Origin of the sequence: Streptomyces sp. BI87, assembly GCF_025957665.1 — a bacterium.
Classification (GTDB): Bacteria; Actinomycetota; Actinomycetes; order Streptomycetales; family Streptomycetaceae; genus Streptomyces; species Streptomyces albidoflavus.
In genome coordinates, this window is sequence record NZ_CP110079.1 from 5,181,825 (window position 1) to 5,196,082 (window position 14,258).

12 protein-coding genes, 1 pseudogene and 1 riboswitch are annotated in these 14,258 nt (G+C 75.2%); of the genes and pseudogenes, 6 read left to right on the plus strand and 7 right to left on the minus strand.

The genetic code is table 11. From position 1 onward, the window contains the following. Positions 1 to 4: 4 nt before the first annotated feature. Positions 5 to 82: riboswitch (cobalamin riboswitch) on the minus strand. A 421-nt stretch (positions 83 to 503) separates the two neighbouring features. From cobG to OIM89_RS23120, 3 genes and pseudogenes are all read left to right on the plus strand, one after another. Then, a pseudogene (gene cobG, locus OIM89_RS23110) lies at positions 504 to 1,610 on the plus strand (precorrin-3B synthase); the annotation flags it as partial. A gap of 222 nt (positions 1,611 to 1,832) precedes the next feature. Continuing rightward, positions 1,833 to 2,459: a precorrin-8X methylmutase gene (locus OIM89_RS23115; RefSeq protein ID WP_030697119.1), complete on the plus strand. Its 627-nt coding sequence runs from the start codon at positions 1,833 to 1,835 to the stop codon at positions 2,457 to 2,459. Further along, positions 2,456 to 4,021 carry a precorrin-2 C(20)-methyltransferase gene (locus OIM89_RS23120; protein WP_047470728.1) on the plus strand — a complete coding sequence of 522 codons (1,566 nt, stop codon included), beginning with the start codon at positions 2,456 to 2,458 and terminating at the stop codon, positions 4,019 to 4,021. The genes OIM89_RS23115 and OIM89_RS23120 overlap by 4 nt, the downstream gene beginning before the upstream one ends. Positions 4,022 to 4,153: 132 nt before the next feature. Here OIM89_RS23120 and OIM89_RS23125 read toward each other — a convergent pair whose 3' ends face one another. The 5 genes from OIM89_RS23125 to OIM89_RS23145 all read right to left on the minus strand — a co-directional run bounded on the left by OIM89_RS23125 (position 4,154) and on the right by OIM89_RS23145 (position 9,142). Then, the gene (locus tag OIM89_RS23125) at positions 4,154 to 4,924 is read right to left on the minus strand and encodes a cobalt-precorrin-6A reductase (RefSeq protein WP_030697117.1); all 771 of its coding nucleotides are present in this window, start codon (positions 4,922 to 4,924) and stop codon (positions 4,154 to 4,156) included. Continuing rightward, complete coding sequence (gene cobM, locus OIM89_RS23130) at positions 4,908 to 5,660, minus strand: precorrin-4 C(11)-methyltransferase (protein WP_030697116.1); 753 nt, start codon at positions 5,658 to 5,660, stop codon at positions 4,908 to 4,910. Before cobM ends, OIM89_RS23125 begins: the two co-directional genes overlap by 17 nt. Before the next feature lie 66 nt (positions 5,661 to 5,726). Continuing rightward, positions 5,727 to 6,965, minus strand: coding sequence for a bifunctional cobalt-precorrin-7 (C(5))-methyltransferase/cobalt-precorrin-6B (C(15))-methyltransferase (locus OIM89_RS23135; protein WP_047470730.1), 1,239 nt, complete (start codon positions 6,963 to 6,965; stop codon positions 5,727 to 5,729). A gap of 144 nt (positions 6,966 to 7,109) precedes the next feature. Further along, positions 7,110 to 7,778 (minus strand): DoxX family membrane protein, encoded by a 669-nt coding sequence (locus OIM89_RS23140; protein WP_030697114.1) that lies wholly within the window; start codon positions 7,776 to 7,778, stop codon positions 7,110 to 7,112. 152 nt (positions 7,779 to 7,930) lie between these two features. After that, positions 7,931 to 9,142 carry a phospholipase D-like domain-containing protein gene (locus OIM89_RS23145; protein ID WP_030697113.1) on the minus strand — a complete coding sequence of 404 codons (1,212 nt, stop codon included), beginning with the start codon at positions 9,140 to 9,142 and terminating at the stop codon, positions 7,931 to 7,933. A 233-nt stretch (positions 9,143 to 9,375) separates the two neighbouring features. Between OIM89_RS23145 and ppk2 the strand changes: the two genes are divergently transcribed. Then, the gene (gene ppk2 / locus OIM89_RS23150; protein WP_030697112.1) at positions 9,376 to 10,374 is read left to right on the plus strand and encodes a polyphosphate kinase 2; all 999 of its coding nucleotides are present in this window, start codon (positions 9,376 to 9,378) and stop codon (positions 10,372 to 10,374) included. Positions 10,375 to 10,685: 311 nt separating this feature from the next. Here the strand turns inward: ppk2 and OIM89_RS23155 are convergent, their stop codons facing one another. Both OIM89_RS23155 and OIM89_RS23160 read right to left on the minus strand, forming a co-directional pair. Then, entirely contained in the window at positions 10,686 to 10,937 is a 252-nt protein-coding gene (locus OIM89_RS23155; RefSeq protein WP_037665261.1) for a hypothetical protein, read from the minus strand. A gap of 382 nt (positions 10,938 to 11,319) precedes the next feature. Next, positions 11,320 to 12,177 (minus strand): hypothetical protein, encoded by an 858-nt coding sequence (locus OIM89_RS23160; protein ID WP_175457190.1) that lies wholly within the window; start codon positions 12,175 to 12,177, stop codon positions 11,320 to 11,322. A gap of 359 nt (positions 12,178 to 12,536) precedes the next feature. Here OIM89_RS23160 and OIM89_RS23165 point away from each other — a divergent pair, with 359 nt between their 5' ends. Both OIM89_RS23165 and dhaL read left to right on the plus strand, forming a co-directional pair. After that, the gene (locus OIM89_RS23165) at positions 12,537 to 13,529 is read left to right on the plus strand and encodes a dihydroxyacetone kinase subunit DhaK (protein WP_247860982.1); all 993 of its coding nucleotides are present in this window, start codon (positions 12,537 to 12,539) and stop codon (positions 13,527 to 13,529) included. 58 nt (positions 13,530 to 13,587) lie between these two features. Beyond that, the gene (gene dhaL, locus OIM89_RS23170) at positions 13,588 to 14,250 is read left to right on the plus strand and encodes a dihydroxyacetone kinase subunit DhaL (RefSeq protein ID WP_030697109.1); all 663 of its coding nucleotides are present in this window, start codon (positions 13,588 to 13,590) and stop codon (positions 14,248 to 14,250) included. Positions 14,251 to 14,258: the final 8 nt, after the last annotated feature.

Here is a 14,258-nt window from a genome sequence, read left to right on the forward strand (position 1 = left end):
GCGGGAGTTCCTGGCTCGCCCGCCCCTTGCGGGGCGGGGTTCACAGTGGCGGGACCGCGCCGGATTCACACCGGGCTTCCTCCCCTGCCGAGTGCGGCGAGGGCCCGCCCCGGTACCGGCCCGGGCCAAGTCCTCGGCGCACTGGGCGCGCCGTTCTGGCGATGACGGGCCGAACGGCCCGCCGGGAGCATAGTAAGGGCCACCTGGCAGTTCGGGGTACGCCGCCCCTGGCTCCACCTGGGCCGATGACTCCGGGCTGCGGGGGGGGGGGAGCCCCCGCCGGTCAGAGCTGGCCTAAAGCGCCGGCCGGGCTCAAGCGGCCTCAAGCGCCGGCCAGGCTGGTGGCCTCAAGCGCCGGCCGGGCTATCAATAGCCCGGCCGGCGCTTGAGGCCATCTTGAACGGGCGCGTGGGAGCCGGACCGCACGAAAACTCGGCCCGCCTGGCGCAGACGGCCCCGCCCCTCGGCCCAGTGGCCGCGACGCCCCTCGTATCATCGCGGCCATGCCCACTCCCGCCAGGGGCGACGCCTGCCCCGGCGCGCTCCGCCTCCACGAGGCCGCAGACGGCCACCTGGCCCGCATCCGCATCCCGGGCGGCCTGCTCCAGGCACCCCAGGCCACCGCCCTGGCGAGGGCAGCCGAAGACCTGGGCGACGCCCACCTCGACCTGACCTCGCGCGGCAACGTCCAGCTCCGCGCCCTCCCCGCCGACGCGGGCCAGGAACTGGCGGCACGCCTCGCCGAGGCGGCCCTGCTCCCGTCGCCCGCGCACGAGCGGATACGCAATCTCGTCGCGTCCCCCCTGTCGGGCCTGGACGGCGAAGGCCACGCGGACGTGACCCCCCTGGTCCCCGCGGTGGACGCGGCGCTCCTCGCGGACCCGGCCACCACCGCCCTCTCGGGCCGCTTCCTCCTCGCCCTTGACGACGGCCGCGGCGACACCGCCGCCCTCGACGCCGATGTGACAATGCTCGCAACGCCCGACGGCGACCTGGCCCTGACCCTGCCGGGCGTCCCGGGCAGCCTCCGCCTCCCCCCGGACCAGGCCCCGGCCGCCGCCCACGCGGCAGCCCTGCTCTTCCTGGCCGCCGCCCGCGCGAGCGGGACCCGCGCCTGGCGCGTCGCCGAACTCCCGCCCGGACAGGCCCTGTCCACCGCCACCCTCACCGAACTGGCGGCCCGCGTCCCCGGTACCCGTACCGCCCCGGCCCCCGAGCTCCCGGCCCCGTACGGCGGCCCGCGCCCGGGCCCGACCCCGCCCCGCGAGGGCCGGTCGGCGCTGCACGCGCTGGCCCCGCTGGGCCGCCTCACCGCGGACCAGTGGCGGGAGTTGGCGGAGCTGGCCGCCCGCCACGGCGCGGGCACGCTGCGGGCCACGCCCTGGCGCGGGATCGTCGTCCCGGGCCTGACCCCGGCCCGCGCCGCCGAGGCCGCGGCCGGGCTGGCCCGCACGGGCCTGGTCACCGGCGAGGGCTCGCCCTGGGAAGGCGTCGGCGCCTGCACCGGCAGGCCCGGCTGTGTCAAGTCCCTGGCCGACGTACGGGCCGACGCCCGCGCCGCCCTGGATGCGGCACCGGGCGGCCTTCCTGTCTACTGGTCCGGTTGCGAGCGCCGCTGCGGCCACCCCCGGGGGACGGCCTGGGTGGACGCCGTGGCGACCGGCACCGGCTACGACCTGGCCCACCGCCCGGCCGACCCGGCGGCAAAGCCCCGGCCCGCCGGACGGGACGTACCGGCGCACCGGCTGCCCGAGGCGCTCGCGGCCGCCCGCCGGACCCCACCGACCCCCGGCCCACGCGGCACGGCGCCGTCAGGAAAGAGCGAGAGCAGAGTGTTTGAGTACGAGAAGGACGGCGCGGCCATCTACCGCGAGTCCTTTGCCACGATCCGTGCCGAGGCCGACCTCACCGGGCTGCCCCCGGACGTCGCCCAGGTGGCGGTCCGCATGATCCACGCCTGCGGCATGACCGACCTGCCCCGCGACCTCGGCCACACCCCGCAGGTCGTGGCCCGTGCCCGCGAGGCGCTGCGCGCCGGGGCACCGATCCTCTGCGACGCCAACATGGTCGCCAGCGGCGTCACCCGCAAGCGGCTCCCCGCCGACAACGAGGTGATCTGCACCCTCGCCGACCCCTCCGTGCCGGAGCTGGCCGCGCGGCTGGGCACCACCCGCAGCGCCGCCGCCCTCGAACTCTGGCGCGACCGCCTGGACGGCGCCGTGGTCGCCGTCGGCAACGCCCCCACCGCCCTCTTCCGCCTCCTGGAGATGATCGAGGAGGGCGCGCCCCGCCCGGCCGCCGTCATCGGCGTCCCGGTCGGCTTCGTCGGCGCCGCCGAGTCCAAGGACGCACTGGCCGCCCACCCCTCGGGCCTGGACCACCTGATCGTGCGCGGCCGGCGCGGCGGCAGCGCCATGGCCGCCGCCGCCCTCAACGCGATCGCGAGCGAAACCGAATGAGCACCCCCGCCCCCGGCCGTCTCTACGGCGTCGGACTCGGCCCCGGCGACCCGAACCTGATGACGCTGCGCGCCGTCCAGGTCATCGCGGACGCCGACGTCGTCGCGTACCACAGCGCCCGCCACGGCCGCTCCATCGCCCGCTCGATCGCCGCCGCCCACCTGCGCCCCGACCACATCGAGGAAGCCCTGGTCTACCCGGTCACCACCGGCACCACCGACCACCCGGGCGGCTACCAGGGCGCCATGGACGACTTCTACGCGGCCTGCGCCGAACGGCTCGCCGCCCACCTCGACGCCGGCCGGACCGTCGCCGTCATCTCCGAGGGCGACCCGCTCTTCTACGGCTCGTACATGCACATGCACAAGAGGCTGGCCCACCGCTACCCGACCGAGGTCATCCCCGGCGTCACCTCGGTCAGCGCCGCCTCCGCGCGGCTCGGCGCGCCCCTGGTCGAGGGCGAGGAGGTGCTGACCATCCTCCCCGGCACCCTGCCCGAGGAGGAGCTGACCGCCCGGCTCGCCGCCACCGACTCGGCCGTGGTGATGAAGCTCGGCCGCACCTTCCCGGCCGTACGCGGCGCCCTGGAGACGAGCGGGCGGCTGGCCGAGGCCCGTTACGTGGAGCGCGCCACGATGGAGGGCGAGCGCACCGGGCACCTCGCCGACACCGACCCGGAGTCGGTGCCGTACTTCGCCGTCGCGGTGGTACCCAGCCGTGTCGCCGCCCTCCCCGTCGACGCCCCCGCCGCCGGGCAGGCGGCCGTGCCCGCCGAGGAGGAGGCCGCCGCGGTGCCGACCGGCGAGGTCGTCGTGGTCGGCACCGGCCCGGCCGGTCCGCTCTGGCTCACCCCGGAGACCCGGGGCGCGCTCGCCGCCGCCCAGGACCTCGTCGGCTACACCACCTACCTCGACCGGGTGCCGCACCGCCCCGGCCAGATCCGGCACGGCTCCGACAACAAGGTCGAGGCCGAACGCGCCGAGTTCGCCCTCGACCTGGCCCGCCGCGGCCGCCGCGTCGCGGTCGTCTCCGGCGGCGACCCCGGGGTCTTCGCCATGGCCACCGCCGTCCTGGAGGCCGCCGCCGAGGGCCCGTACCGGGACGTGCCGGTCCGCGTGCTGCCCGGGGTCACCGCCGCCAACGCCGCCGCCGCCCGCGCCGGGGCGCCGCTCGGCCACGACTACGCGGTGATCTCCCTCTCCGACCGGCTCAAGCCCTGGGAGGTCATCGCCGAACGGCTCGCCGCCGCCGCCCGCGCCGACCTCGCCCTCGCCCTGTACAACCCGGGCTCCCGCAGCCGCACCTGGCAGGTCGGCAAGGCCCGAGACCTGCTCCTGGAGCACCGCAGCCCCGACACCCCGGTGGTCCTCGCCCGCGACGTCGGCGGCCCCGGCGAACGCGTCCGCACCGTCCGCCTCGCCGACCTGGACCCGGCCGAGGTCGACATGCGCACCCTGCTGATCATCGGCTCCTCCCAGACCCGCACGGTCCGCCGCACCCCGGACGCCCCCGAGACGGTCTGGACCCCACGCCGCTACCCGGAGCCGACCACCGGGGCCTGAGGGCCACCACGCCACTCCGTCACCGGCGAACACCCCCGCAGGCACGGGGGTGTTCGCCGAAGCTCGGTCCGTGCCGCACGCCGGGGCCGCCGGGCCGCCCTCCCGCGCCCCTGACCCCGGCCGCCCGGCGGCTCACCCACCGCCCAGCCACGCCACCGCCTCCTCCGGCGTGCCCACCACCGGCACCCCCTCGGGCACCGGCGGACGCCGGACCACCACCACCGGAATCCCCGCCTCCCTGGCGGCGGTCAGCTTCGGCGCGGTGGCCTCGCCGCCGCTGTCCTTGGTGACCAGCACCTCCACGCCGTACGTCCGCAGCAGCTCCCGCTCGCCCTCCAGGGTGAACGGGCCCCGGTCCAGAAGGACTTCGCACTCCCCGGGCCCCGGGCCCACCGGCGGGTCGACCGACCGCAGCAGGAACCACAGCCCGGGCGCGGCGTCCGCGAACGCCCCGAGCCCCGTCCGCCCCGTGGTCAGAAAGACCCGCCGGCCCAGCGAGGGCAGCAGCGCGGCGGCCTCCTCCAGGGAGGCCACCGGGTACCAGCGGTCGCCCGGGCCCTGCCGCCACGACGGGCGGCGCAGCGCCAGCAGCGGGACGCCCGCCCCGGCCGCCGCCTCGGCGGCGTGGAAGCTCATCACCCCGGCGAACGGATGGGTGGCGTCCACCACGGCGGCCACCCGCTCCTCGCGCAGGTACGCGGTCAGCCCCGCCACCCCGCCGAAGCCGCCGATCCGTACCTCGCCCTCGGGCAGCACGGGTCGTGCCACCCGCCCCGCCAGCGAACTGACCACCCGCAGCGGACCGGCCGCGCCCCGCGTGAGCAGCGCGGCGAGTCGGCGGGACTCGCTGGTGCCGCCCAGGATCAGGACGAGGGCAGGGGCGGAGTCAGCAGACGTGGTCACGGTCGCGGTCCGGCGAGTAGAGATGGCTGTCGCGGAACTGCTCGGCGCCCAGCGTGCGCCCGACCAGGATGACCGCGGTCCGCCTGATCCCGGCCTCGCGCACCTGGTCCGCGATGTCGGCGAGGGTGCCGCGCAGCACCAGCTCCTCGGGCCTGCTCGCGAACGCCACCACCGCGGCCGGGCAGTCGGCCCCGTAGTGCGGCTCCAGCTCGGCGACGACCCGGTCCGCGTATCCGGTGGCCAGGTGCAGCACCAGCAGGGCCCCGCTGCGGCCCAGCGTCGCCAGGTCCTCGCCCTCGGGCATCGGGGTGGCCCGCTGCGCCACGCGGGTCAGGATCACGGTCTGCCCGACGGTCGGCACCGTCAGCTCCCGCTTGAGCGCGGCCGCGGCCGCCGCGAACGCCGGTACGCCCGGGACGACTTCGTACGGCACCCCGGCCGCGTCGAGCCGCCGCATCTGCTCGGCCACCGCGCTGAACACCGAGGTGTCGCCCGAGTGCAGCCGCGCCACGTCGTGCCCCTCCTCGTGGGCGCGGACCAGCTCGGCGGTGATCCGGTCCAGGTCGAGCTGGGCGGTGTCGATCAGCCGGGCGTCCGGCGGGCACTCGGCGAGGAGTTCGGTGGGGACGAGGCTGCCCGCGTAGAGGCAGACCTGGCAGGCGGCGAGGGTGCGCGCGCCCCGCAGGGTGATGAGGTCGGCGGCACCGGGGCCCGCTCCGATGAAGTACACGGTCATAGGGGTCTCCGGTAGAGGGGGGAGGAGGGCGAACGGGGTGTCAGGAACCTTGCGTGACAGGCGGGTTCACGCGCGCTCGGGGGGCTTCGTCACGGACCACTGGGTGACCGGCATCGCCTGCCGCCAGCCGGTGAACGAGCCGACCGGTACGGCCTGCGCCACCGCCAGCCGGGTCAGCTCTCCGCCATGGCGGCGGTACCACTCGGTGAGCAGCGCCTCCGACTCCAGCGTCACCGTGTTGGCGACCAGCCGCCCGCCCGCGGGCAGCGCCGCCCAGCACGTCTCCAGCAGCCCGGCCCCGGTCAGCCCGCCACCGATGAACACCGCGTCCGGTACCGGCAGTCCGGCCAGCGCGCCCGGCGCGGCCCCCGTGACGACCTTGAGCCGGGGCACGCCCAGCGCCCGCGCGTTACGGGTGATCCGCTCGGCCCGCACCGGATCGCGCTCCACGCTCACCGCGCGGCAGGCCCGGTGGGCGCGCAGCCACTCCACGGCGATCGACCCGGAGCCGCCGCCCACGTCCCACAGCAGCTCCCCGGGGGCGGGCGCCAGCGCGGCCAGCGTCGCCGCCCGCACGTACTTCTTGGTGAGCTGCCCGTCGTGCTCGTACGCGTCGTCCGGCAGCCCGGGGACCACCGGCAGCCGGGGCGCGCCGGCCGCCCGTACGCACTCCACCGCGACCACGTTGAGCGGGTCGCCCTCCGGCGCGGACCACGTGTCGGCCACACCGTCCACCCGGTGCTCCGCGGGCCCGCCGAGCTGTTCGAGGACGGTCATCCGGCTCGGTCCGTACCCGCGCTCCCGCAGCAGTTCCGCCACCTTGGCCGGGGTCGCGGCGTCCGGAGCGAGCACCAGCACCCGGCGTCCGTCGTGCAACGCCCCGGCCAGCGCCGCCTGGTCCCGGCCGACCGCCGACACCACGTCCACGTCCTGCATCGCCCAGCCCATCCGCGCGCAGGCGTAGGAGACCGAGGACGGGTGGGGGAGGACGTGCAGGGCGGCGGGCCCCGCCTCCTCGGCGAGGGCCCGTCCGATCCCGTAGAACATCGGGTCGCCGCTGGCCAGCACCGCCAGGCGCCGTCCCGCGTGCTCGGCGAGCAGCTTCGGCACGGCGGGCCGCAACGGCGAGGGCCACGCGACCCGCACGCCCGCGCACTCCGGCGGCAGCAGGTCGAGCTGGCGCGGCCCCCCGACCACGACCTCGGCGGCGGCCAGCGCCTCCCGCCCGGCCGGACCGAGCCCGGCCCAGCCGTCGGCCCCGATCCCGACGACGGTCACGGCGGGCTGGTCGGATGTCGGGGTCACGTGCGGATACCTCGTACGGGGCTGGGGGCCCGGGCGGCGGCCCGGCTGCGGGGAAGTCGCCTCGCACTCTAACGCGCGCCGCACCGGCCCCCACCTGCGGCAAGGCGGTGGGGTTGCTCACGCCCCCACGGCCCCGCCCACCGCTCAGTCGTGCGCCGGGCAGCCCTTCCGGGTGTGGCCGGGACCGTGCCGGTGGGAGTGCTGGTGGCTGTGCCCGTCCTGCGAGAGGCCCTTGACGCGCTTGGCCAGCCGCCTGGCCTCCTTCGCCTCCTGGGCCACCTGCTTGGCCTGCTGGAGATGCCCGTGGCGCCCGGGGCGCCCGCCCTGCTCATGGTGGCAGTGGTGCTGGTGACGGCCACCGTGGCCCTTGAGGTGCTTGAGGTGCTTGTGGTGCTTCTGGTGCGGGCTGAGGGTCAGGGCCAGGCCGATGGCCAGCAGCCAGCTGTCCTTGCTGACGCCGATCCCGTCGGGCGTGGGCCACACGCTGCCCTCCTTGCGCAGGCCTGGGGTCTGCGCGTACACCGCCATCAGACTGCCCGCGAACCCGGTCAGCGCCGCGCCCGCGAGCCGGGTCGGGACCATCGGGGTCAGCAGGGCCGCGCCGAGCGCGATCTCCCCGGCGGCGAGGAGCTTGAGGAACCGGGGCGCGTCGATGTTCTCCAGGAACGGGAAGGTCTGCCGCGCCATCCCGTGGACGCCCTGCGCCTGTTCGTCGGGCCCGTCCCACTTCTCCATCCCCGAGTGCAGGATGAAGGCACCAGTGACCAGCCTGAGCGGCACCTGCCACGCCTTGACCTTGCCGCACCCGCTCATACCGAACTCCTCCCGCAGACCATGGAATCGCGGACCGCGGTGATGGTGACCACGGCGACACGGACATTTCCGCCATTCTCCGACGAAACCGGATGGTCGGCACCTGGGCGCCGGCCCGTCACGGGAACTGGGGCCTCACGGGAGGCGCGGCCTCACAGGAAGCGGCGGATCGGCACCACCAGCGCCTCGCGCCCCCGCTGGAGCCAGGAGCGGCGCCGGTACCGCGCGGCCCGCATCTCCACGCTCACCTCGGTGTCCTCGTCGAAGTGCCGGTCGAGGACGGCCGTGAACTCCTCGTCGATCACGGCGAGCATGACCTCCTCGTCGTGGTCGAGCGAGCGCCGGTTGATGTTGGTCGACCCGGTCAGCGCCGCCACCCGGTCCACCGTGATGACCTTCGCGTGCATCATCGTCGGCTGGTACTGGTGGATGCGGACCCCGCAGCCGAGCAGCTGGTCGTAGTGCCACTGCCCTGCCAGCTGGCAGACCCGCTTGTCGGTGTGCGGCCCCGGCAGCAGGATCTCCACCTCCACCCCGCGCGCCGCCGTCTCGCAGAGCAGGTCGATGAAGTACGCGTCGGGCGCGAAGTAGGCGGTGGCGATCCGTACCCGCTCCTCGGCGGACTGGAGGACCACCCGCAGCAGCGTCTGCATGTCCTGCCAGCCGAAACTGGCCGAACCGCGCACCACCTGCACCACCGCGCCGCCGGAGGACTCCTGCGCGGTGAACCGGTCCCGCTCGTCGAAGAGGTCGTCGCAGCACTCCGCCCAGTTCTGCGCGAAGGCGGCCGCCACGCCGTCCACGGCCGGGCCGCGCAGCCGCACATGGGTGTCGCGCCACTCGTTCTCGTTCCGGGCGTCGCCGCACCACTCCTCGGCGATGCCCACGCCGCCCGTGAAGGCGACCTTCTCGTCCACCACCAGGACCTTCCGGTGGCACCGGTGGTTCTGCTTGAACGGCGAGAGGAGGACCGGCTTGCGGAACCACGAGACGTGCACGCCCGCCTCGTCCATCTCCTCCAGCAGGTGCCGCTCGATCAGCCGGCTGCCGAAGCCGTCGAGGAGCAGCCGCACCCGCACCCCCGCCCGCGCCCGGTCGCACAGGGCGGCGGCGAAGTCGCGGGCGATCTCGCCCTTCCAGTAGACGAAGGTCATGAGGTCGACGGTGTGCTCGGCCGCGCGTATCGCGGACAGCATGGCGGTGAAGATCTCGTCGCCGTTGCGCAGGGCCGTCAGCTCGTTCCCCTCGGTGGCGGCGACGCCGATCAGGCGCTCCAGCCGCCTGCGCAGCCGTCGTGCGCGCGCCTCCAGCACCTCGCCGTCGCTCGCTCCGGCGTCGTCCTCGGCCACTTCGGTCATCGTCATGAGCTCTCCCGCCCTTTGATCGAAAAGGGCGCCGGAGACCCGGCGTCCTGTGCCCGGAGGGTGCCCCCGCTTCCGCTCCGGCGTCACCTCATCTGCCCGGTTCGCACATCTTTACGCTTGGGGAGCGTGTCCCACCGGCCCGGGCGCGGGCGGCCGCACCCGCCTATCCTGGCCCTGCCCGCAGGCTCCGGCGCCGCCTTGGCCGCTCGGACGAGGCGAGAGGGAGGCCGCAGGTGGAGAGCGCAGCCGAGCAGCACGGAGCCGACCGGACCGGACCCGGCATCCACGAGGCCGACGACTCCCTGCTGGAAGGGCTCAGCGTCGACGCCAGCCGCCCCGAACAGCCGCTCCTGCGTGAGGCCGACGGCACCCCCGTTCGCACCTGGCGGGAGAACTACCCCTACGACCGGAAGCTGCGCCGCCGGGAGTACGAGCGGCGCAAGCGGGTCCTCCAGATCGAGCTGCTGAAGATGCAGAGCTGGGTCAAGGAGACCGGGGCGCGCATCGTGATCGTCTGCGAGGGGCGCGACGCCGCCGGGAAGGGCGGCACCATCAAGCGGTTCACCGAGCGGCTCAACCCGCGTGGGGCCCGGGTGGTGGCGCTGGACAAGCCCACCGGGAAGGAGGCGGGCCAGTGGTACTTCCAGCGCTACATCGCCCACCTTCCCTCGCCGGGGGAGATCGTCTTCTTCGACCGGTCCTGGTACAACCGGGCCGGGGTCGAGCGGGTCATGGGGTTCTGCACCGAGGAGCAGTACCAGCAGTTCCTCGTCCAGGCGCCGCTGTTCGAGAAGATGCTCACCTCGGACGGGATTCTGCTGGTGAAGTTCTGGTTCTCCGTCTCGCGGGCCGAGCAGCGGACGCGGTTCGCCATCCGGCAGGTCGACCCGGTCCGGCAGTGGAAGCTGTCTCCGACGGACCTTGCCTCGCTCGACCTCTGGGACGCCTACACCCGGGCCAAGATCGAGATGTTCCGGGCCACCGACACCTCCTGGGCGCCCTGGACCGTGGTCAAGACCAACGACAAGCGGCGCGGGCGGCTCGAGGCGATGCGCAGTCTTCTGCTTCGCGTGGATTACGCCGCCAAGGACGGCGAGGCTCTGGGGGAGGCCGATCCGCTCATCGTCGGGCCGGCCGACACCCTCTTGGAGCCTGGTGAGGAGCCTAGCTCGCTGTCTCCGACGCCCCTGGCCGAGCATGGGGAGGGGCGGGGGAGCCACCCCGAGTCCTAGCCTTGCTCGCCGGCTGCTTTTGTCGGCCTGTGGCCCGGCTGGGCTCTCTTCGGTCGTCTGCGGGTCCTGCCCGTGCCGGTCACTGATTGGCCTCAAGCGCCGGCCGGGCTGTGGGGTTCGCGGTTCGTTCGCCGTGTGGGGCGGGCGGGGCCGGGTCGGGGTACCTCCTCACAAACTGCAGGGTGCGGGGTCAGTCGCTTCAAGGCGGCCGTGTGTGCAGTGTGCTGCGGGGGCACCCCGACCCGTCCCCGCCCTTCCGTTTCGCCGGCGTCGTTCCGCCGGGGGTGGGAGAGAGGGGCTGTCCGCGTGGGTCAGTGTTTCCAGGGGATGCGTACGGCCTCGATCCCGGCGTCTTCCAGGAGGGCCTTGTCCAGGTCGTCGTAGGTCGCCTCCACCGGTCCCGATACGTGCTCGTACAGGGCGTGCAGGACCCACGCCGCATCCGGAAGGGCGGGCGGCATGGACCCGGTGGTGCCCTCGCCGCACAGGTCGTGCAGCCAGTCCGCCTCCGAAGGCGGTGCTATCGCCCAGTTCTCGGCCGACCAGGAAGGCATCTCGGTCACGGCACCATGATCTCAGCGGAGACCAGGGCGCCCCTCGGCAGCAACCGAGCCAGGCGATCGGCGAAGCACCGGGCCCGCGTCCGAGGCCGGCAGCGGGCAGCCGGCAGCCGGCGGTCGGCAGCCGACCGTCGACCGCCGACTCGCACAGCCACGCTCCCCGATCCCGGGCCGACCACCGACCCCGGCCGTGGCCAATCTCAGCCTGGCGAATCCCAGCCCGGCCGGCGGTTGAGGCCATCTTTGACCGGCACGGTCGGGACGAAGCGCAGCCAATCCCAGCCCGGCCGGCGCTTGAGGCCACCCTTCGACCGGCACGGTCGGCACGGGCGCCCCGAGCCGAATGGGAGCCCGGACCGGTACGCCCGGCCAGGGCAGGCGGGGATCATCCCCGCCACCAAGGTTCCCGCACCGTACGGGACGCGAGCCCGGTGCAACCGACCCCGTTGGACACCTCGGCCCGGTCGAGGTCCCACCCGACGACCCCGTTGCCCTGCCGCTGCAACTCGATGAGCCGAGCCGAGTAGACCCGCCCCCCGTCAGCCACTTGGCACCGCACCACCGAGGTCCACGCCTGCCCGTCCAGCGCGGACACCACCCCCAGCAGAGGAAGCACCACCACACTGAGCGTCAGCGCGACCAACTGCTCCCCGGTCGCCAGCCGCCGCTGCCAGGCCGGCGGGGCGAAGTGCGGGTCGTGGTGGCGCCGGCCCCGCCGCCCCGTCCGGTACTCGATGACCACCCCGCGCCGCAGCAGATACGCCGCCACGGCGGTCCCGAGCCCCCACCAGGGCCCGATGAAGCAGGCGACGACGATCCCGGTGGCCACCGGGTTGAGCACGGTGAGCCCGGCACGCCGCAGCCGCGCCGCCGGGTCGTTGCCCCCGGGAACGGCCCCCCGCGCGGCGAAGAGCGCGAACACCACCCGCGAGGCGACCACGCCGAGCACGCACCCCAGCAGCGGCGTGGTCAGGACCATGCCGAGCAGTACGTCCCACCAGTTGCCGGGCCCCATCCCCATCAGGGCGTCGGTCGCGGCGCCCCCGCCGCCCAGCGTGTAGGCGACCTTCACCGCGGGGATCGCCAGCGCCACCGCCAGCAGCACGGTGTGCCCGGGCCCGCCCTTGCGGTCCGCCTCGGTGATCTCGTGCTGCGAGGGCCGTTCCGACACCCGCGAGTGGTGTGCGCGCTCGGCCCGGCCGTCCTCGTGCTCCTGGTTCCCGTCCGGGGGCTGCTTCGGCATGGGGCCAGCCGAGCACGGGAGCGGGCGGACGGCGTGCCGGGTGGGGCGGTGGAGGGAGCGGGGGCGGGAAGGCGCCGGGTGCGGGAGGAGCGCAGGGCGCGTGCGCCCTCTCGTGCGCCGTGCTCGCTCCTTGCGCTCCCCTCGGGGCGCGTGCCCCGTACGTCGCCCGTGGCCTGGTGTTTCCCCGAAACTCGCTTCGGGAAGTCGTACTCGAAAGGACGAGCGACCTGACACATGACTTGCCCCGGGCGACCACCGCGCCCAGCATGAAGAACTACCTGGCGGCCGGCCCGCGGAGCCCCGGGAGGCCCAGCCTTCCGACGGAAGCCGCTCGCGGCCCTCGACGACGGAGGACTCGCATGGCCTCGTACTTCGAGAACAGCAGCGACGCCCTCGTGCCAGACGCCCTCAAGGGCTTCGCGCGGGCCCATGCCGAGCTGGTCACCCTCGACCCCGAGCACGGCTTCCTGCTCAGCCGGACCGCCGCCCCCTCGCGGCGCGTCGCCCTGCTCTCCGGCGGCGGCGCGGGCCACGAGCCCCTGCACGCCGGGTACGTGGGCCGGGGCATGCTCGACGCCGCCTGCCCCGGCCGCGTCTTCGCCTCCCCGCACAACCGCCAGGTCTACGCGGGCTCCCTCGCCGCCGCCCGCGCGGAGGGCGTGCTGCACATCGTCAAGAACTACACCGGCGACCGGATCAACTTCGGCATCGCCGCCGAGCGCCTCGCCCACCGGGGCATCCCCTGCGCGCGGGTGCTGATCGACGACGACCTCGCCTCCGACTCGGCCGACATCGCCTCAGGGCGCCGCGGCACCGGCGGCACGGTCCTCATCGAGAAGATCCTCGGCGCCGCCGCCGACACCGGTCTCGGCCTGTCCGAGCTCCAGGAACTCGGCACCCGCCTCGCCGCGAGGTGCCGTACGCTCGCCGTCGCCTCGGCCGCGCACACCGCGCCCACCACCGGCGAGCCGGCCTTCCCCCTCGCCGCCGGCGAGCTGGAGTACGGCGTCGGCATCCACGGCGAGCGCGCCCAGCAGACCGTCCCCAGGGAGCCGCTCACCGGCCTGGTGGAGCGCATGACCACCGCGCTCCTCGACGCCCTCGCCCCGGACGGCCCGGTGATCGCCCTGGTCAACGGCCTGGGCGCGGTCACCCCGCTGGAGCTCTACGCCGTCCACGGTGAACTCGCCGCCCTCCTCGACGCCCGCGGCACCGACCTGGCCCGCGCCCTCGTCGGCGACTACATCACCGCCCTGGACATGCGCGGCTTCTCCGTCACGCTGCTCGCGGCCGACGAGGAGATCCTCCGCCTCTACGACGCCCCGGTGTACACCGCCGCGCTCCGCTGGTGAGCGCCGCCCGCACCGACGTCCCCCCATCCCACCGGCCACCGAGAGCGGGAGCCACGCCATGACGACGAGCACCTCCCACGACGCCACCGCCACCGACGGCTGGATGCGCCGGTTCGCCGAGTCCGCCCACGCCACCGAGACCCGCCTCACCGCCCTGGACCAGCGGGTCGGCGACGGCGACTTCGGCACCAACCTCACCGCCGGCGCCGACGCCGCCCTCCGCCGCCTCGACCAGCTCTCCGACGGCGACACCGACCCGGCCGCCCCGCTGGAGGCCGCCGCCACCGCCTTCCTCGACGAGGTCGGCGGGACGAGCGGTCCTCTCTTCGGCCTGCTGCTCCAGTCGCTGGCCGCCGCCGTCGCCGGCTCCGGCCCCACCACCGCCGCCTACGCCGAGGGCGTCACCGACGGCCTCGCCGCGATCCGCCGGGTCGGCGACGCCGCCCCCGGCGACAAGACCCTCGTCGACGCCCTCACCCCGGCGGCCGAGGTGCTGCGCGCCACCCCCGCGGGCACCCCGCCCGACCAGGCCCTCGCCGCCGCGGCCGACGCGGCCTGGGAAGGCGTCCGCTCCACGGCCCGGCTGCGCGCCCGCATGGGCCGCTCCAGCTACCTGGGCGAGCGCGCGGAAGGCATCCCCGACCCGGGCGCGGTCGGCGTCGGCCTGCTCTTCGCCTCAGCCCAGGGCGTCGTCACCGACCTCGACACGCACCTGGGCTGAGGCCCCGG

What these genes read in the sequence shown, in the direction of transcription:
- cobM (WP_030697116.1), bottom strand. Translation starts at nt 5,660, where the DNA reads ATGACCGTGTACTTCATCGGAGCGGGCCCCGGTGCCGCCGACCTCATC.
- OIM89_RS23140 (WP_030697114.1), bottom strand. Translation starts at nt 7,778, where the DNA reads ATGAGCGGGTGCGGCAAGGTCAAGGCGTGGCAGGTGCCGCTCAGGCTG.
- OIM89_RS23120 (WP_047470728.1), top strand. Translation starts at nt 2,456, where the DNA reads ATGAGCACCCCCGCCCCCGGCCGTCTCTACGGCGTCGGACTCGGCCCC.
- dhaL (WP_030697109.1), top strand. Translation starts at nt 13,588, where the DNA reads ATGACGACGAGCACCTCCCACGACGCCACCGCCACCGACGGCTGGATG.
- OIM89_RS23145 (WP_030697113.1), bottom strand. Translation starts at nt 9,142, where the DNA reads ATGACGATGACCGAAGTGGCCGAGGACGACGCCGGAGCGAGCGACGGC.
- OIM89_RS23160 (WP_175457190.1), bottom strand. Translation starts at nt 12,177, where the DNA reads ATGCCGAAGCAGCCCCCGGACGGGAACCAGGAGCACGAGGACGGCCGG.
- OIM89_RS23165 (WP_247860982.1), top strand. Translation starts at nt 12,537, where the DNA reads ATGGCCTCGTACTTCGAGAACAGCAGCGACGCCCTCGTGCCAGACGCC.